This window comes from Streptomyces sp. NBC_00358 (genome assembly GCF_036099295.1).
Lineage (GTDB): Bacteria > Actinomycetota > Actinomycetes > Streptomycetales > Streptomycetaceae > Streptomyces.
Genome location: NZ_CP107976.1, coordinates 5,310,903 through 5,328,544, shown reverse-complemented (window position 1 = coordinate 5,328,544; position 17,642 = coordinate 5,310,903). Strand labels below are relative to the sequence as shown.

Genomic DNA, 17,642 nt, shown 5'->3' with positions numbered 1-17,642 from the left:
CCCTCACCCCCCTCGCAGCTCCCCCTTCACCACCTTCCCGCTCGCGTTCCGGGGCAGGGTGCTGACGAACTCGACCGTGCGGGGGACCTTGTAGTTGGCCATTTCGCGGCGGGACCAGGTGATCAGGTCGTCGGCCGTGAGGTCGGAGTGCGGGCGGCGGACGACGTAGGCCCTGCCGACCTCGCCCAGCCGGGTGTCGGGTACGCCGACGACCGCCACGTCGGCGACATCGGGGTGCAGGCCGAGCAACTGCTCGATCTCCGCGGGGTAGGCGTTGAAGCCGCCGACGATGAACATGTCCTTGATCCGGTCGGTGATGCGGAGGTTGCCCTCGGCGTCGAGCACGCCCACGTCGCCGGTACGCAGCCAGCCGTCCGGGGCCAGGACCTCCGCCGTGGCCGCCGCGTCCTCGAAGTAGCCGCTCATCACGTTGAACCCGCGGACCAGGACCTCGCCGGGAGAGCCGGGGGCCGCCGGTGCTCCCGAGGCGTCCACCACCCGCACCTCGGTGTCCGGGATCGCCCGGCCCGAGGTCGAGGCGATCACCGCCGGCGGGTCCCCCCTGCGGCACATCGTGACGATGCCGCTCGCCTCGGAGAGCCCGTACGCCGTGAGGACCGTGTCCACGCCGAGTTCCGTGCGCAGGCGTTCGACCAGGCGCAGCGGGACCACCGCGGCGCCCGTCACCACCAGCCGCAGCGCGGAGAGGTCGTACGCGTCACGGGAGGGGTGGTCGAGGAGGGACTGGTGGAGGGTGGGCGGGCCGGGGAGGACGGAGACGCGTTCCGCGGCGACGTTCGCGAGCACCGTGTCCACGTCGAACACCGGCTGCGGCACCATCGTCGCCCCGCGCATCAGACAGGCGATGATCCCGGCCTTGTAGCCGAAGGTGTGGAAGAAGGGGTTCACGATCAGATAGCGGTCGCCCTCGCGCAGACCGGCGAGGTCGCTCCAGATCTCGTAGCCGCGCAGTGTCTGCGCGTGGGTGATCAGGGCCCCCTTCGGGCGGCCCGTGGTGCCCGAGGTGAAGATGATGTCCGAGGGGGAGGCGCCGGACACGGCCGCCCCCCGACGGCGTACCTCGTCCCGTCCCACACCCTCCCCGTCCGCCAGGAAGTCCTTCCAGGTGCGGAAGTCGGCGGGGGCGTCGTCCGCGAGGACCACCACCTGTTCCAGGTGCGGGAGGCCGGGGAGCGGGCCGGTTCCGGAGCCGCCGTCGGGGCCGGTGTCCGGCCCGGCGCCGGGGCCCGTCCCCCGGGGTTCGCCGGCCGCCCGGCGCAGTGCCGCCACGTACGAGGTGCCGAGGAACGTTCCCGTCACGAACAGCAGCCGCGCCCGGCTCCGGGCCAGTACGTACGCCGCCTCGGCGCCCTTGAAACGGGTGTTGAGGGGGACGAGGACCGCGCCCGCGGACACCGCGCCGAGCGCGGAGACGATCCAGTCGAGGGTGTTCGGGGCCCAGACGGCGACGCGGTCCCCGACCCGCACCCCGCTCGCCACGCAGGCCGCCGCGGCCCGCTCCACGCGGGCCCCCAACTCCTCGTAGGAGATGCGCGTCCGGCCCTCGACGACCGCCTCCCGGTCCGCGAAACGGGCCGCCGCCGACCGTACAAGACCCGGGACACCGCCCCACTCCAGGTCACCGCGCATCGCGCACCTCCCGCCCGAGCACCACTAGCTGACTGACCGTCAGATTAGCTGTAGCCTGACGGCCTGTCAGCAGCCGGGACCGTGTGCGGAGGTCACCCATGCCAGGGATCAAGGACGCCACAGCCGTCGTCGGAATCGGACAGACCCCGTTCGCCAAGCAACTCCCCGAGTCCGAGAAGGCCTTGGCCTGCCGGGCGATCCTCGCCGCCCTCGACGACGCCGGTATCGCGCCCGCCGAGGTCGACGGGCTCGCCTCGTACACCATGGAGGAGACCGACGAGGTGGAGGTCGCCAAGGCGGTCGGGCTCGGCGACCTCACCTTCTTCAGCAAGGTCGGTTACGGAGGCGGCGGTTCCTGCGCCACCGTCGCGCATCTCGCCGCCGCCGTCGCCACCGGCCAGGCGACGGTGGGCGTTGCCTGGCGCTCCCGCAAGCGGGGCAGCGGGCCGCGCCCCTGGAAGAACACGGCCGTCCAGCTCCCCACCCCGGCCCAGTGGACCCGGCCCTTCGGACTGCTGCGGCCCGCCGACGAGATCGGGATGCTCGCGCGCCGCTACATGCACGAGTACGGGGCGACCCGCGACCACCTGTTCAACGTGGCACTGGCCTGCCGTAACCGGGCCAACCAGAACCCGGCCGCGATGATGTACGAACGCCCGCTGACCCGCGAGATGTACATGACCTCCCGCTGGATCAGCGAGCCCCTCTGCCTCTTCGACAACTGCCTGGAGACGGACGGCGCGCTGGCCTGCGTGATCGTCTCCGCCGAGCGGGCCCGCGACTGCCGGCAGCGGCCCGTGTACGTCCACTCCGCCGCGCAGGGCCTGCCCGCCCAGCACCACGGCATGGTCAACTACTGGAACGACGACCCGCTCACCGGCCCCGCCTGGACCGCCGCCCGGCACCTGTGGAAGCACGCCGAGTTCACACCCGAGGACGTGGACGTGGCGCAGATCTACGACGCGTTCACCCCGCTCATCCCCCTCTCGCTGGAGGGATACGGCTTCTGCGGGCGCGGCGAGGGCGCGGCCTTCACCGAGGGCGGGGCGCTGGAGATCGGCGGACGGCTGCCCGTCAACACCGGGGGCGGCGGGCTCAGCGAGGCCTACGTCCACGGTTTCAACCTCATCAACGAGGGCGTGAAGCAGTTGCGGGGCACGAGTACGGCGCAGGTGCCGGGGGCGGCCACCTGCCTGGTCACAGCGGGGGAAGGGGTCCCCACCTCCGCGCTGCTGCTGAGGAGTTGAGGAGCCGACATGGCCGAGACCGCCGACACCGCCGACATCGCCGAGACAGCCGGGCGGGCCCCGGCGAACGGGCCCGACGAGTCCCTGCTGTCCCCCGTCCCCGACGACGACGGGACACCCTTCTGGCAGTACGCCGCCCGGGGCGAACTGCGCGTCCAGTCCTGCGCCGAGTGCGGCGAACTCCGCTTCCCGCCCCGCCCCTGCTGCCCGCAGTGCCGGTCGTTCGCCGACGAGTGGCGCCGGATGAGCGGGCGCGGCCGGATCTGGTCGTACGTCGTGCCGCATCCGCCGCTCCTGCCCGCCTACGCGGCGCTGGCGCCGTACAACGCGATCGTGGTGGAGCTGGCGGACGCGCCGCGGATACGGCTGGTCGGAAATCTGGTGAGCGGGCCGGACGAGCCCCTCGACTCCGTCCCGCCGGAACGGATCCGGATCGGCGCCCGGGTCCAGGCGGTGTTCACCGAGGTGAACGGCGTCACGGTCCCGCGCTGGGTCCTGGAGCGCGCGTGAACGGGGGCGGGGCGGGAGCTACGGCAAGTGCGGGAGGCACGGAAGGTACGGGAGGCACGGGAAACGCGGGAGGTACGGGGCTGGCGGTGAGGGTCGACAAGGGTGCCGGGGTCGCCGTGCTCACCCTCGACCGGCCGGACCGGCTCAACGCCATCGACCTCGGGACGGCGGCCGAACTGATCTCCGCCTGGCGCGAGTTCCGGTTCGACGACACCGTGCGGGCGATCGTCGTCACCGGGGCGGGCGGGCGTGCCTTCTGCACCGGGATCGACCGGGGCGCCGAGGTGCCGCAGCCCGGCTCCCCGTACATGGTGGACGATCCGCTCGCCACGATCGGGCCGAAGGCGAACGGCCTGTGGAAGCCGGTGATCGCCGCCGTGAACGGGATCGCCTGCGGCGGGGCCTTCTACCTGCTGGGCGAGTCGGAGTTCGTCGTGGCCGACGAGGAGGCGACGTTCTTCGATCCGCACACGACGTACGGGATGGTCAGCGCGTACGAGTCCGTCTATCTCGCGCAGCGGATGCCGTTCGGGGAGGTGGCGCGGATGGCCCTGATGGGCACCGCCGAGCGGATCTCCGCGCGGCGCGCGTACGAGGTCGGCCTGGTCTCCGAAGTCACCCCGCCGGGCGGGGCGTTGGCGGCGGCCGTCGGATGCGCGACGGTCATCGCGTCCTACCCGGCCGAAGCCGTCCAGGGGACCGTACGGGCGCTGTGGCAGGCGCAGGAGGCCACCCGCGCGGCAGCCCTCGCGCACGCCCCGCAGCTCGTCTCCCTCGGCAACCTGCCGGACGAGCGGCAGGCGGAGCTGTTCGCCGCGCGGCGACCGGGCGGATTCCGGACGCGGTGAGCCCCGCGGGCCGTCAACGCACGGCCTCGGCCTTTGGATCGACCTCGCAGTGATCGATCCGGTCCACGGCCCCCGTGCCGGCAGCGGCCACCCGGACGGTCGCCTTGCCTTTCGCGGGCACCGACACCTGGCTGGTGGCGTCGGTCATGGTGAAGTCGGCGCTGTCCTTGAAGCCGACCTTCACGGTGAAGAGGACCTCGCGCCCGTTCGGATTCCTGACCTCGACGGTCGTGTACGGGTCCTCCTGGCTCGCGCAGTGCACCAGCACCGCGGTCCCGTCCTTCAGAGACCGGGCGGTGCCGGAGGAGGTCGTCGTGGGGGTGGAACGGTAGGTGGGCCGCGAGCGGTACGTACCGCCGCTGCTGCCACTGGTACTCGTACCGGAGCCGTACGCGTCATCGCCGGGCGAACGGGACGAGCTGCCGTACGGGTCGCTGCTGGACGAACCGCTGCCGTACGAGCCGCCGCCACCCGACGTCGTCGACGACGAACTGTCGTGGTCCTGGCGGGAGCTGCTGCAACCGCCTCCGCCACCGCCGTAGTGACTGCGGCTGCGGTGGCCGCGGCCCGACGAGAAGCCCGTCAGGGCCAGCACCACCATCGCCGACACCACTGTGAATCTGAGCCTGCGCCCCCACGTGTACATGCCGTCACCCTACCCACGGCCGCCGCACCCGCCCCGGCGAGGGCCGAGCGGCCCGCCTCACGTCGTGCGGGCCGTCCCGGTTCCCTTCTCCGCGTCCAGCGCGTACACGCAGCGGTCCTTGCTGCACGCGTACACGACCCCGTCCTTGACCACGGGCGCCCCGGTGATCTCGCCGCCGGTGGCCAGCTTCCAGCGCAGGCGCCCGTCGTCGGCCTTCAGCGTGTACAGGAGATGGTCCGTGGAGCCGAAGTGGATACGGCCCTCGGCCACCGCCGGTGCTCCGACCAGGTCGCCCCCGGCCTGGAAGCGCCACTTCGGGGTGCCGGTGACGGCGTCCAGCGTGTACAGACCCTTGCCGCTGCCGACATGGACGTGTCCGGCGGCGACGAGAACCGGCTCGGTGGAGGCGCGGGACTCGGTGGCGATGCGCCAGCGGTCGCGGCCGTCGGTCGCGTCGAGGGCGTACACCGTGCCGAGGTAGTCGGCGAGGTAGACACCGCCGCCCGTCACCGCCGGGCCCGGGGCGAAGGTGGGCGCGCAGAGGAAGACGGCCGGGGCCTCGAAGTGCCAGCGGACGTGACCGCTCGCCACGTCCACGGCGAGGACGCGGGTGCCGGCGGAGATGTAGGCACAGCCGTCGGGCGCGTGGGTGATGCGGACCGGTACACCGCCGCAGGAGGCCGTGTCGCCGATCGGGTACGACCAGCGCTCGTCGCCCGTACGGGCCTCCAGCGCGCGCAGCCGGGCGTCCTTCCAGACGTACACCGTGCCGTCGTGGATCGCCGGACCGGACTCCGGGGACTCGAAGTCCGTCTGGGCGCCGTTGATCTCCCAGAGCTTCTGGCCGTTCGAGGCCTCCCAGGCCTGGATGCCGCCGCCGCGCGTGCCGGTGACGACCGTTCCGCGGTCGGCCTGAAGGGAGTAGACCCAGGCGTCCGTGGACAGGCGCCAGAGATCCGCGCCCTCCCGGGCTTCGAGCGCGAACAGCGTCGGCCCGTCGGACGCGTGGATACGGCCGTCCGCCACGGCCATCGACCAGGCCACGTCACGGGTCTTGAAACGGCGGCGGCCGGTCGCGACGTCGAGGGCGTGGACTTCGAAGGAGGTGACGTAGACGAGGTCGTCGGCGACCGAGGGAGTGCCCCAGACGTCGTTCGACATACGGAAGCGCCAGGGGCGCCAGCCGGCCGAGGCGTCGGGCGTGGGGGGCGGGACCGTGGCCACGGGCGCCGGTTCGGCGCCGTTCAGGCCGATGCGCGGCCGGGACCAGGACGCGGCGAGCCCGGCCTCCGGCGGCGGCGCCTTCACGGCCGCCGCACGGGCGTCCAGGACGCGCGGGCCGGGGCCGATGGGCACCGGGGCGCCCGCGAGGCGCACCGGGCCGGTGTCGGGCGCCCCCACGGGCACCGGGGCGTGCGAAGGGGGCGGAGGGAGCATCGGGCGGCCCCCGCCACTGCGTCCGCTCCCCCCGGTCGGCGGCTTGACCGGCGGACGGCCGCCGCGGCGCGTCTCGATCAGGCCCACCGCCCGCTCGGGCAGCCAGGCCGACGCCGTACCGCTGTCGTCGGAGCCGGAGCCGAAGAGGTGGGGCGCGAGCTGGGCCTGGAGGTCGGCGGGGTTGGGGCGGGCCGTGGCGTCCATCTGCATGCAGGACTCGATGAGCGGGCGCAGCTCGTCGGGGAGGCCTTCGAGGTCCGGGCCCTCGCGGAGCAGCATGAAGACCGTCTCGACCGGGTTGGCACCGTGGAAGGGGGCGTGTCCGGTGGCCGCGAAGACCAGCATCGAGCCGAGCGAGAAGACATCGCTCGCGCCGGTCACACTGCGCGAGTCCTTCGCCTGCTCGGGCGACATGTAGGCGGGCGTTCCGACGGCGACGTTGGTCATGGTCAGGCGGGTGTTCGAGACGCCGGACGCGATGCCGAAGTCGATCACGCGCGGCCCGTCCTCGACCACCAGCACGTTCGAGGGCTTCAGGTCGCGGTGGACGAGTCCCGCACCGTGGATCGACTGGAGCGCCTCCGCGACACCCGCGGCCAGCCAGCGCACCGCCTGGGCCGGGAGCGGCCCGCACTCATTCACTATTTCCTCTAGCGAGGGCGCGGGCACGTAGGCGGTGGCCAGCCACGGCACCGCGGCACGGGCGTCGGCGTCGACCACGGCGGCCGTGTAGAAACCCGAGACGGCTCGGGCCGCCTCGACCTCACGGGAGAAGCGGACCCGGAACAACTGGTCCTCGGCGAGCTCCGTCCGGACCGTCTTGATCGCCACGCGACGGCCGGAAGCCGAGCGCGCGAGATAGACCAGCCCCATGCCGCCGGCACCCAGCCGTCCCAGCACCTCGAACGGCCCGATCCGCCGCGGATCGTGCTGCGTCAGCTGATCCACCACTTGCCTGCCACCTCCCCGTACGGGTCGCGTCATCCACGTATGAACGCGGCCCAGTGCAGCGTCTCACCACCGCACCGCCATGGCGGCACGCACCCCGATTCTTCCTGGCCGAGCCGCCGGTTGCGAACCCGGGGGCGGATCGGGGTGTCTCGTGACAAAACCACCACCCCGGCGGAAGCGCGGCCGCCGGGGCGCGACGGTCCGGGACCGAAATGCGCCCCTCACCCCAGAAGTACCCCGCCCCTCACCCCGGAAGTGCCGTCCCTCACGTCGAAATGCCGCGCCCGTCCCGCAGAACCGTTTCGCGCTGTGCCGTTGAAACCGTGCCGACGGTGGGACGCCGTCATCTCCGAGCCGATGTCACGGCCTGGCGAAGCACCTTCACCGTTCAAGTACCGCGAAGGACGCACCCTGGTTGTCCGTGACGACGGCCACCCGCCCGTACGACGTGTCGAAGGGTGTCACCTGGACCCGGCCACCGAGGCGGTTCACCGTCCCGAGTGTCTCCTCGCAGTCCTCCACGCCGAAATGGACCAGGAAATGGGGCGGCATCTCGGCCGGAAAGACGCCCTCCACGGGGACGCGGCCGAAATCGGGTGTCGCGTCGGGCCCGAACAACGCGTCGTGGAACAGGGCGCCGTAGAACCGGTCGACGGTCGCGGTGTCCCGCGCGTACAGCTCGGCCCAGCAGAAGGTGCGCCGCTCGTGGCGCTTGGCGAAGCCGGCATGACTGCCCGGCTGCCACAGGCCGAAGACGGCGCCCTCCGGGTCGGTGGCGAGGGCGGCGGTGCCCAGCTCGCCCCTCGCTCCGGCCGCGGTGGGCGCGGTGATGATGTGGCCGCCGGCCTCCGCGATGCGCCGGGTGAGCGCCACGGCGTCCGGCGTCGCGAAGTAGACCGTCCACACGGTGGGCATCCGCCCGTCCAGCTTGGGCGTGAGCGCCGCGACCGGCTCGCCGTCCAGCTCGGCCCGGACCGACGGCCCGGACTCCTCGGGGAACGTCCAGCCGAAGAGCCCGCCGTAGAAGCGCTTGCCCGCCTCCACGTCGGCGAGCTGTGCGTCGACCCAGCAGGGCACGCCCTCGGAGAACTCGGCGACAACGGCTGATTCGGCCATGCGGCCAAGCTAACGGCCGTTTCCGCATCCCGCAGGGCGTGCGCACCTGCTCCGGTGACGTCCCGTCCCTGCTCACGGGCCCCGCGCGGGGAAAAAGCGCCCTCTTGTCGGGAGCCTCACGGGAACGGTCCGCACCCGTGAAGAAGGGCCGCACCCCATTTGCAGTCGGCCGAATCGCGCTCCGATCACCCCTCGGTAAGCTGACGGCATGACAGGACAAGTGCGTACCGTCGACGGCCGCGTGGCCGGACGGCGTGGGCAGGCGACCCGGCAGAAGCTGCTCGACTGCCTCAGCGAGATGCTCAGCTCCTCGCCCTACCGGGATGTCAAAGTCATTGACGTCGCCCGGAAGGCAGGCACTTCACCGGCTACCTTCTACCAGTACTTCCCGGACGTCGAAGGCGCCGTCCTGGAGATCGCCGAGCAAATGGCCGCCGAGGGCGCTGGGTTGACCCAGCTGCTCGAAGGACGTTCCTGGGTCGGCAAGGCCGGATGGCAGACCGCGCAGGAACTCGTCGAAGGGTTCCTGGAGTTCTGGCGCAAGAACGACGCGATCCTTCGAGTCGTCGATCTCGGTGCCGCCGAGGGCGACAAGCGGTTCTACAAGATCCGCATGAAGATCCTGAACTCCGTGAACAACTCCCTTACGGACTCGGTCTCCGACCTCCAGGCCAAGGGCAAGGTGGACAAGGACGTGAACCCGGCCGCGATGGCCGGTTCCCTCGTCGCCATGCTCGCCGCGGTCGCCTCGCACCAGAAGGGGTTCCAGACCTGGGGCGTCAAGCAGGCCGAACTCAAGCCCAATCTCGCGCTGTTGGTGTATCTGGGCGTGACCGGGAAGAAGCCGACCAAGTAGATTCCCGCACCTGAACGCCCCAGCTCCTGTCATGTGGGCGGCAGTTCATTCCGGACGACTCTCCGGTGGGCTGCCGCCCGCTGCGCTGTCCGGGCCGGCCGCACCCGCGGACGCCGGGCGCCGCACGATCCGGAAGAGCCGTATCTCCCGGTCCACCCGGGCCTGATAGGCGGCGTACGGCGGCCAGAACGCCAGAGCCGTCCGCCAGACCGCGGCCCGTTCCTCGCCCGTGAGGAGCCGGGCGGTCACGGGGATGTCCTCGCCCTTCCAGTTGATGACCGCGTCGGGACGGGCGAGCAGGTTCGCGGTCCAGGCCGGGTGGTCCGTACGGCCGAAGTTGGACCCGACGAGAATCCAGCCGGTCTCCGTCGCCCCACCCGCGGCCTCGCCCGGTACGGCGTCCGGGGCCGCACCCGCCGCCGGGCGCTCCGGCATGCACGCCAGCGGGGTGCGGCGCTCCAGACCGCTCCTGGCGCCGCGTGCGGTGAGCACGAGCCCCGGCAGCATCTGGGCACTGAGCAGCACCCTGCCGCGCGTCAGCCGGTGCACGGCGCGGTCGAGGGCCGGGACGAGGTGTGGGGCCACCTTGGCGAACATCCGGGTCGAGGAGACCTTCTGGACCAGCCGCACACCCGGCATCCTTCTCGCCCCCGTGCCGGTACCGGCAGTCCCCGTCCTCCCGCCGGCGCCGGATCCCGTACCGCTCTCCGTGCCGCCCCCCTCGCGCGAACGCCCGGCCGCCGCCATCAGACCGTCACCTCTCCGCCGTCGAAGAGCCGCGCGGTGTCGGCGGCGTGCGCGCGCAGCCGGTGCACGGGGCCGAAGAGCAGTTCGTCGCCGGACGCCCGCTTGAAGTAGAGATGGGCGTCGTGCTCCCAGGTGAAGCCGATGCCGCCGTGCAGTTGGATGCCCTCGGAGGCGGCGGTGCGCAGCGACTCCAGCGCCTGCGCCAGCGCGAGGCCGCCCACGCGTTCGCCGCCCGTCCCGGCGGCCCAGGCCGCGTAGTACGCCGCCGAGCGCGCCGCCCGCACACCCACGTACACATCCGCGAGCCGGTGCTTGACCGCCTGGAAGGAGCCGATCGCCCGCCCGAACTGCTCACGCCTGCGCACGTATTCGACGGTCCGTTCCAGCGCGCGGTCGGCGGCGCCCACGGCTTCCACGGCGAGGACGGCGGCGGCGGTGTCCCCGACGTCGGCCAGCGCGGCGGGCACGTCGGTCCGCTCCTCGCCCAGCAACTCGGCTCCCACGTCACGCAGTTCGATCCGGGCCTGGGGGCGCGTCGCGTCCAAGGACGTCTGCCGCGCGCGTACGAGCCCGTCGGCCCCGGCTCTCACCAGGAACAGCATCGTCCGCGACCGCGCGAACCCGCCGGTGTGGGCGGCCACCACCAGCAGTCCGGCGCTGTGCCCGTCGAGCACCTGCGCGGCCTGCCCGTAGAGCCGCCACCCGCCATCCGCCCGGCGCGCCTGGACGCCTCCGGCGCGTCCACCACCGGCCCAGTCGCCGCGGTTGTCGCCGACCAGCCCGAGGGCGGTGGCCAGGCCCGCGCCGGGGACCGCGAGGGCGGCGGTCAGCGCGCCGGAGGCCAGCGGCGGCAGCAAGGCCGAGCGCTGGGCCGCGGAACCGAGGGCCAGGATCAGCGGGGCGGCGAGGACGGCGGTGGACAGCAGCGGCGAAGGGGCGAGCGAGCGGCCCGGCTCCTCGCAGGCCAGAGCGAGTTCGGTCACCGAGCAGCCGACACCGCCGTACTCCTCGGGGAGGGCCAGTCCGGGCAGCCCGAGCTGTTGCGCGAGCGCCTCCCAGAGCGCCGCGTCATAGCCCGCGGGGGTCCGCTCGGCGGCCCTCAGCTCCTCCGGGCCGCACCGCTTCACCAGCAGCTCCCGCAGCGCGCGGCGGATCTCCTCCTGCTCCGCGGTGAGATGGGCATCCATGGGCGGGCTCCTCCCTCGTCGGGCGGTGGACGGCCGGGCGCGGACGGCCGGGGCGCAAAGCGTTGGGCGCGAACGGTTGGGCGCGAGACACCGGGCGGCCGGACAGCCGGGCGGTGCCCGTGATCTGACGGGCCGTCATGTTAGGTCGACGGGTTCCAGATGCACAGGGGTGCGACCACCTCCCGGTGGGGCGGTTATCTGATGTACCGTCAGATTCATGACGCATGCCACCCCGGGCCACGGCCGTCGAAAGGTCGCCGTCGTCGGCGTGTCCCTGTCCGACTGCGGCCGCGTGGACGAGACGACCCCGTACGCGCTGCACGCCCAGGCCGCGCGCCGCGCGCTGGCCGACTCCGGTCTGGACCGCTCGGTGATCGACGGCTTCGCGTCGGCGGGACTCGGCACGCTCGCTCCCGTCGAAGTGGCCGAATACCTGGGCCTTCGGCCCACCTGGGTCGACTCGACCTCCGTCGGCGGCTCCACCTGGGAGGTCATGGCCGCCCACGCGGCCGACGCCATCGCGGCGGGCCACGCCGAGGCCGTCCTGCTCGTCTACGGCTCCACGGCCCGCGCCGACATCAGGGCGGGCCGCCGCACCGGCAACCTGTCCTTCGGCGCCCGGGGCCCGCTCCAGTTCGAGGTCCCGTACGGCCACACGCTCGTCGCCAAGTACGCGATGGCCGCGCGCCGCCACATGCACACGTACGGCACCACGCTCGAACAGCTCGCCTCGGTGGCCGTCCAGGCCCGCGCGAACGCCGCCCACAACCCGGAGGCGATGTTCCGCGACCCGGTCACGGTCGACGACGTCCTGTCGGGGCCGATGATCGCGGACCCCTTCACCAAGCTGCACTGCTGCATCCGCTCCGACGGCGGCGCGGCGGTGCTGCTGGCGGCCGAGGAGTACGTAAGCGACTGCCGTACGGCCCCGGTGTGGGTGCTCGGCACCGGCGAGCACGTCTCCCACACCACCATGTCCGAGTGGGCGGACTTCACCGTCTCCCCGGCGGCGGTGAGCGGCCGGCTCGCCTTCGAACGCGCCGGGATCCGTCCGGACGAGATCGACTTCGCCGAGATCTACGACGCCTTCACCTACATGACCCTGGTGACCCTGGAGGACCTCGGCTTCTGCGCCAAGGGCGAGGGCGGCGCCTTCGTGGACGCCGCGAAGGGGCGGCTGCTGGTGGGCGGGGAACTGCCGGTGAACACCGACGGGGGCGGCCTGTCGGCCCAGCATCCGGGAATGCGGGGCCTGTTCCTGCTGGTGGAGGCCGTACGGCAGCTCCGGGGCGAGGTGCCGGAGGAACGACAGGTACGGCGCCCGGACGGAGAACTGCCCCGCCTGGCCGTGGCGTCCGGCACCGGCGGCTGGTTCTGCTCGTCCGGGACGGTGGTGCTGGGGCGGTAGCGCCGCGGGTGCGGCGGCCGGCCGGTCAGGGCAGGACGGTGACGGCGGCGGTGTCGTTGCCGGGGTTCGCGTCGCGGCGGCCGGTCGACGGCGAGGAGTCCTGGAGGGTCACGCTGCCCTCCCCCGGACCGTCGAGGCGCAGGGTGAACTCGAAGTCGCTGCTCTCACCCGGACCCAGCTCCTCCAGCCGGCAGCTGTACGTCCCGTGGACGGAGTCGCAGCGCGGCCCGTAGGTGTCCTCGTCGATCTCCTCCATGGGTTCCTTCAGCACGGCACCGGGCGGCGGGGTGAACACCAGTCTCGTGCCGGAGCCGGGGTTGCCGGGCCCGTTGTTGCGGACCTTCAGCCGCAGCGAACGCTCCGTACCGGGGCCGCCGTGCAGTTCGACGCCGAAGACCTCGTAGTCGGCGTGGATGTCCAGGCGTACATCGGTGACGGCCTTCCCCTCGGCGAAGGTGCCGTCCGAGTCGCGTGCGGCCTCGGTCTTCAGCACCGGGCCGTCGCCGTGGTCGCCGCCCGGCGGCATCGCGTCGTCCTTGCCGGGCCCCGAGTCGAGCGGCCAGGCGTCCTGGCTGAACGAGGTGTACGTCCGTGTCTTCGACGCGAGCAGGCGCAGCGCGGGGCGCAGGACGACGGCCCCGCCCGGCGGTATACGTAACCCGGGGAAGAGGCAGACGGCCGTGTGACCCCGACTCTGAGGTGGGTAGAGGCAGTTGGCGTACCGCTGCCGGAAGTCCAGGGAGCCGGCGTCGAGTTTCAGGGCGAGCCCCTTCACCGGGACCTCGCCGTCGTTGCGGACGACGAGCGGGACGGTGACGTCGGTACCCGGACGGACATCATCGATGACCTTGAGGGTCCGCACCTTCACCACCGGCTCGCCGACCACGACCCGGGTACTGGCCGTCAGCTTCTTCCCGTCCTTCGTCGTGAAGGTGAAGCGGACGACTCCCGTGTCACCGGGGCGGCTGCCCTTCGCGGCGACCGGGTACACGCGATCCAGGTCGGACCAGCTGTCGTAGCGGCCCCCGACCCGGCAGGTGACCCGCACTGTGCCGCCGCACCGGGGACCGGCCTTGTGCAGGCCCACGATCTTGAGCCGCACGACACTCTCGGACCCGCGCACGTCGACGGTCAGCCGGTGGTCCTGCGCCGGAAGGATACGGCTCGCCCCGATGTCCTCGGCCAGCAGATGGAACCGCGTCTTGATCTTGGATCCGACCTTGTCTCCTCGCGGGCGCAGATAGAAGACCCCGGGGGCGGTGACCGAGGACTTCTGTACGGTGCCGGGGCCGGAATCGCACGCGGCAAGCGGAAGCAGGAGCAGCAGCACGGCACCGGGAACGGCGACACCGGTCCGACGCCGCACCGGACGGCGAAGGTGGCCCCGGTGGTGGGGGCGGGGATCGTGGTCGTTTCGAGGCACTCTGCCGCCTTCGTTGATGCCATGGCCCGACGTGATACGGGCGAGTCCGGTGGTGTGCACGGTAGTCCCGCTCCTCCGGGCGATACTCGGGTGCATGGGAACGGATCTGCACGAGGTGCTGAGGTCGCTGCGGGTGTGGGACGTCGAGCTGCCGGCCTTCGACCCGGTGGCCGCGCCCGCCGAACCACTGGCGCTGTTCACGGAGTGGTTCACGCAGGCCGTGGCGGCGGGGCAGACCGAGCCGCACACGATGTCGCTGGCGACGACGGACGAGGAGGGCCTGCCCGACGTCCGGATCGTGATGCTGCACGGCGCGGACGCGGACGGCTGGGCCTTCGCCAGCCACGCCACCAGCCGCAAGGGACGGCAGCTCGCCGCCCGTCCGTACGCGGCGCTCGACTTCTACTGGCCCGTCCAAGGCCGTCAGATCAGGGTGCGCGGCCCGGTCGTGGTCGCACCGCCCGAGGAGAGCCAGGCGGACCTGCACGCCCGGTCCACGGGTGCCCTGGCCGCCGCGCTGGTGGGCCACCAGAGCGAAGTCCTGCCCTCCCTGGCCGAGTTGGACCGGGCTTCGGACGCGGCCTGGGAACAGGCCGAGAACGCCCCGCGCTCCCCCGCCCCCACCTGGACCCTCTACCGCCTCCGCCCGGACGAGGTGGAGTTCTTCCAGGGCGACGCCCGCCGACGCCACGCCCGGCTCGTCTACCGCCGCGCGGAGACCGGCTGGACCACGCAGTTGCTGTGGCCGTGAGGCCGACGGCCACGGCTCGGCTACGGCCGCAGCCACCCTCGCGGTCGCGGTCGCAGCCGCAACCGTCGTAGCGGTCACGCTCAGGGACAGGGACAGGGACAGGGACAGGGACACGGTCATCTGAAGTCGTACGTTGCGAAATCGGAGACCGGGCGGTAACCGATGCGCTGGTACAGGCTGTTGCTGGTCGGATTGGCGAGGTCGGTGAAGAGCAGCACCGCCTGGACACCGGTGGCGACGGCGGCGCGGCTCACCTCCGCGGTGACGGCACCGGCGTAGCCGCGGCCGCGCAGAGGGGCCGGGGTGTAGACGGGGCCGACGCGGACCTGTCCGGCGACCGGGGGTGTCGTGCCGGCCATGGCGACGGGGGTGCCGTCGGGGGTCTCCCAGAAGGTGGCACCGCCGTAGGAGATCCGGTCGTCCGCCCAGCCACCGCCGTCGCGGTACCCGCCCTCGCCGATCGCCTCGGCGAACTCCGTGTACCAGCGAGCGAGCAGCTCCCGGTCGGCCTCGCCCGCGACCCTGGCCCGGCCGGGCGGCGCGGGCTCGGGCACCGCCAGGTCGCCGAGCCCGTACAGCCGCTCGCTCCGCCGGAGCTCGGCCGTCGATCCGGTCCGCCGCCGCCAGGCCTCGGCGAAGGCCAAGGCGGTGTCCGTGTCGGCCGTGACACCGGGCACCTCGATCTCCGCGTCCGCGAGCAGCGCGGCGAGCGTGTCCGCTCCGCGCTCGTCGAGCGACGTGAGGTTCAGCCGGTACGGCGGCGTACGGAAGAAGGCCGCCCCGACCGCCCCGTCCCGTTCCAGGGCTCCGAAGAGCGGTGCGCTCTCCCCGAACCGGTCGGTTCCCCGCCTTCGCAGCCCGTCCGTCACGGTCAGCGCGACGGTGTGCCGCGCGGGCCGCGACCGGAGGAAGTCCCCGGCCCGGCCGAGGAACGCGTCGAGGTCATACGTGAGCTGCCAGTCGTACGCCACGGAGGTCATGTCCGATGATCCCGTGCGGCCGCCGGGCCGCGCCTCCGATTTTCCCGCCGCCCATGCCCGCTCCCGGGCCTCAGCGCGTCGGCGCGGGCTCCGGATCGGTCACCAGCCGTCCGTGCAGGTGTACGTCACGGAACGCGTCGTGGCGCCCCGCCTCGAACATCGCGCCGCGCAGGGTCCCCTCGTACCGGAATCCGCAGCGTTCGGCGACGCGGCAGGACACCTCGTGGCCCACGGCGTGGCCGAGGTCGAGGCGGTGCAGGGCGAGATCGACGAAGGCGTAGCGGGCCGCGAGGGTCAGCGCGCGGGTGGCGACCTGGCGGCCGCGGGCCTCCGGGAGGACCCAGTAACCGACGCGGGCGCAGCTCATGACGTGGTCGATCTCGTTGACCCCGATGTGGCCCAGCGTCCCGTCGGTCTCCGCGTCGGTGACGCAGAAGGAGACCCCGGTGCCGCTCGTCGCGGCGGCGACGCGTCTGCCGAGCGCCTCACGCGCGGAGTCGATGTCCCGGACGAACTTGAGCGGGGTGTTCCAGCGCTGGAACTCGGGATCGGCCAGACCGTGCAGATACGCCGAGACATCGGCGTCGGACTCCGGGTCCCAGGGGCGCAGCCGCAGGCCGAGGCCTGCCAGCTCGGGGAAGGGATGGACGGCGAACTGCTCGTGGACGTCGGACATCCAGCCATTGAATCCCGTTCACGCCCACGGGTCACTCCCGAACGTCCGGGCTCACGGAAGAACCACCGGACCGGGTCGGTACCCGGCGCGTGGCGCGGGTCGGAACACGGGGACTCCCGCCCGGAACGCCACCTCCAGATCCATCCCGATCCGCAGCTCCGCCTCCTCGCACCCGACCACCTCGGTCATCATCCGGGGGCCCTCCGCCAGGTCCACGACGGCGGCGGCGTACGGCACCCGCCCGTCGAACGGAGGCAGGTCGTTGCGGTGGACGACGGACCAGGTGTAGAGCGTGGCGCGGCCGGTCGCGGGCCGCCAGCCCACGTCCTCGCTCCAGCAGTACGGGCAGAACTCCCGGGGGTAGTGGTGGACGCGGTCGCAGGCCGCGCAGTGCCGGATCAGCAACCGCCCCTGGGCCGCCGCGTCCCAGAACGGCCGGGTGAAGGCATCGGCCTCGGGCACGTCGAACCCGCCACCCGAACCGGCGGACCCCGGTGCTCCACCGGCCCGCGCGGTCCCGCTCACCGGAAGAGCCCCAGGGCGTGGTCCAGGGACCAGGTCTGCCAGGACATCGCGAACAGGGCGACGGCCGAGACCAGCGCCATCACGGCGTTCTGTCCCTGTTCCGCCCAGTCGTGGATCATCAGCGTGAAGTAGAGGACGTTGAGGAGCAGCCCTCCCACCAGGGCGACGGGCGTGAGCAGTCCGGCCACCAGCCCGAGCCCGAGGGCCAGCTCCGCGTACACGACGACGTACGCCATCACGCGTGGGCGCGGTGCGACGACCGCGTCGAAGCCGGACCGTACGGCGTTCCAGCGGTGCTTGGACGCGACATCCGCGGCCCACGCGATCCCGGTCCCCCGCTCGAACCAGCCCTTCCGGTCCTTGTGCCGCCAGCTCTCCAGCCACCACAGCCCGAGCCCGATACGGAGCACGGCCAGCCATTCCGCCCCGCCGAGCCAGATCGTGTCCATGGCCGAACCTCCCGCACCCGTACCGGATCTGACGAGCCGTCAGTTTCGTGCCCGCCAGTCTCGATGCGCCGGGCCGCCCGCGCAAGAGGCCGGGCCCGCCGACGAGGGTGCGCGACGACGAACGCCCACCGGCCACCCCCACCCACACCCCCTCCCCCACCCCTCCCGAGGGGGCGCGCGGGGCCGATTCCACGCTCCCCCAAAAGACGTACACCCCGGCGCTCACCTGCGACAA

Annotated in this window: 17 protein-coding genes; 6 read left to right on the top strand and 11 right to left on the bottom strand. The window is 72.7% G+C overall.

Annotated elements, in window-relative coordinates; translation table 11 throughout:
• Positions 1 to 3: 3 nt before the first annotated feature.
• Complete coding sequence (locus tag OHT01_RS22615; protein WP_328554940.1) at positions 4 to 1,650, bottom strand: fatty acid--CoA ligase family protein; 1,647 nt, start codon at positions 1,648 to 1,650, stop codon at positions 4 to 6.
• A 98-nt stretch (positions 1,651 to 1,748) separates the two neighbouring features.
• Between OHT01_RS22615 and OHT01_RS22610 the strand changes: the two genes are divergently transcribed.
• The 3 genes from OHT01_RS22610 to OHT01_RS22600 all read left to right on the top strand — a co-directional run bounded on the left by OHT01_RS22610 (position 1,749) and on the right by OHT01_RS22600 (position 4,255).
• Positions 1,749 to 2,897 carry a lipid-transfer protein gene (locus tag OHT01_RS22610; RefSeq protein ID WP_328554939.1) on the top strand — a complete coding sequence of 383 codons (1,149 nt, stop codon included), beginning with the start codon at positions 1,749 to 1,751 and terminating at the stop codon, positions 2,895 to 2,897.
• Positions 2,898 to 2,981: 84 nt separating this feature from the next.
• A complete protein-coding gene (locus tag OHT01_RS22605; RefSeq protein WP_328558223.1) occupies positions 2,982 to 3,407 on the top strand; it encodes a Zn-ribbon domain-containing OB-fold protein in 426 nt (141 codons plus the stop codon).
• A gap of 80 nt (positions 3,408 to 3,487) precedes the next feature.
• Entirely contained in the window at positions 3,488 to 4,255 is a 768-nt protein-coding gene (locus tag OHT01_RS22600) for an enoyl-CoA hydratase/isomerase family protein (RefSeq protein ID WP_328558222.1), read from the top strand.
• 13 nt (positions 4,256 to 4,268) lie between these two features.
• On the opposite strand, the gene OHT01_RS22595 is transcribed toward OHT01_RS22600, so the two are convergent.
• The 3 genes from OHT01_RS22595 to OHT01_RS22585 form a co-directional block, all read right to left on the bottom strand.
• Positions 4,269 to 4,901 (bottom strand): hypothetical protein, encoded by a 633-nt coding sequence (locus OHT01_RS22595; RefSeq protein ID WP_328554938.1) that lies wholly within the window; start codon positions 4,899 to 4,901, stop codon positions 4,269 to 4,271.
• Between the two features lie 57 nt (positions 4,902 to 4,958).
• Entirely contained in the window at positions 4,959 to 7,289 is a 2,331-nt protein-coding gene (locus tag OHT01_RS22590) for a serine/threonine-protein kinase (RefSeq protein WP_328554937.1), read from the bottom strand.
• A gap of 381 nt (positions 7,290 to 7,670) precedes the next feature.
• Complete coding sequence (locus OHT01_RS22585; protein WP_328554936.1) at positions 7,671 to 8,405, bottom strand: VOC family protein; 735 nt, start codon at positions 8,403 to 8,405, stop codon at positions 7,671 to 7,673.
• A 220-nt stretch (positions 8,406 to 8,625) separates the two neighbouring features.
• On the opposite strand from OHT01_RS22585, the gene OHT01_RS22580 reads away from it, so the two are divergent.
• Complete coding sequence (locus OHT01_RS22580) at positions 8,626 to 9,261, top strand: TetR family transcriptional regulator (protein ID WP_328558221.1); 636 nt, start codon at positions 8,626 to 8,628, stop codon at positions 9,259 to 9,261.
• Positions 9,262 to 9,306: 45 nt separating this feature from the next.
• Here OHT01_RS22580 and OHT01_RS22575 read toward each other — a convergent pair whose 3' ends face one another.
• Entirely contained in the window at positions 9,307 to 9,900 is a 594-nt protein-coding gene (locus tag OHT01_RS22575) for a nitroreductase/quinone reductase family protein (protein WP_328554935.1), read from the bottom strand.
• A 107-nt stretch (positions 9,901 to 10,007) separates the two neighbouring features.
• Positions 10,008 to 11,195, bottom strand: coding sequence for an acyl-CoA dehydrogenase family protein (locus OHT01_RS22570; RefSeq protein ID WP_328554934.1), 1,188 nt, complete (start codon positions 11,193 to 11,195; stop codon positions 10,008 to 10,010).
• Between the two features lie 217 nt (positions 11,196 to 11,412).
• On the opposite strand from OHT01_RS22570, the gene OHT01_RS22565 reads away from it, so the two are divergent.
• Positions 11,413 to 12,603 (top strand): thiolase C-terminal domain-containing protein, encoded by a 1,191-nt coding sequence (locus OHT01_RS22565; RefSeq protein ID WP_328554933.1) that lies wholly within the window; start codon positions 11,413 to 11,415, stop codon positions 12,601 to 12,603.
• 25 nt (positions 12,604 to 12,628) lie between these two features.
• Here OHT01_RS22565 and OHT01_RS22560 read toward each other — a convergent pair whose 3' ends face one another.
• Entirely contained in the window at positions 12,629 to 14,086 is a 1,458-nt protein-coding gene (locus tag OHT01_RS22560; protein ID WP_328554932.1) for a hypothetical protein, read from the bottom strand.
• 34 nt (positions 14,087 to 14,120) lie between these two features.
• Between OHT01_RS22560 and OHT01_RS22555 the strand changes: the two genes are divergently transcribed.
• A complete protein-coding gene (locus OHT01_RS22555; protein WP_328554931.1) occupies positions 14,121 to 14,777 on the top strand; it encodes a pyridoxine/pyridoxamine 5'-phosphate oxidase in 657 nt (218 codons plus the stop codon).
• A gap of 116 nt (positions 14,778 to 14,893) precedes the next feature.
• Here OHT01_RS22555 and OHT01_RS22550 read toward each other — a convergent pair whose 3' ends face one another.
• The 4 genes from OHT01_RS22550 to OHT01_RS22535 form a co-directional block, all read right to left on the bottom strand.
• A complete protein-coding gene (locus OHT01_RS22550) occupies positions 14,894 to 15,757 on the bottom strand; it encodes a GNAT family N-acetyltransferase (RefSeq protein WP_328554930.1) in 864 nt (287 codons plus the stop codon).
• 70 nt (positions 15,758 to 15,827) lie between these two features.
• The gene (locus OHT01_RS22545; protein WP_328554929.1) at positions 15,828 to 16,433 is read right to left on the bottom strand and encodes a GNAT family N-acetyltransferase; all 606 of its coding nucleotides are present in this window, start codon (positions 16,431 to 16,433) and stop codon (positions 15,828 to 15,830) included.
• Positions 16,434 to 16,484: 51 nt separating this feature from the next.
• On the bottom strand, positions 16,485 to 16,895 hold the full coding sequence (locus tag OHT01_RS22540; RefSeq protein ID WP_328554928.1) for a Zn-ribbon domain-containing OB-fold protein: 411 nt from the start codon (positions 16,893 to 16,895) through the stop codon (positions 16,485 to 16,487).
• A 59-nt stretch (positions 16,896 to 16,954) separates the two neighbouring features.
• Entirely contained in the window at positions 16,955 to 17,407 is a 453-nt protein-coding gene (locus OHT01_RS22535; protein ID WP_328554927.1) for a DoxX family protein, read from the bottom strand.
• Positions 17,408 to 17,642 lie beyond the last annotated feature (235 nt).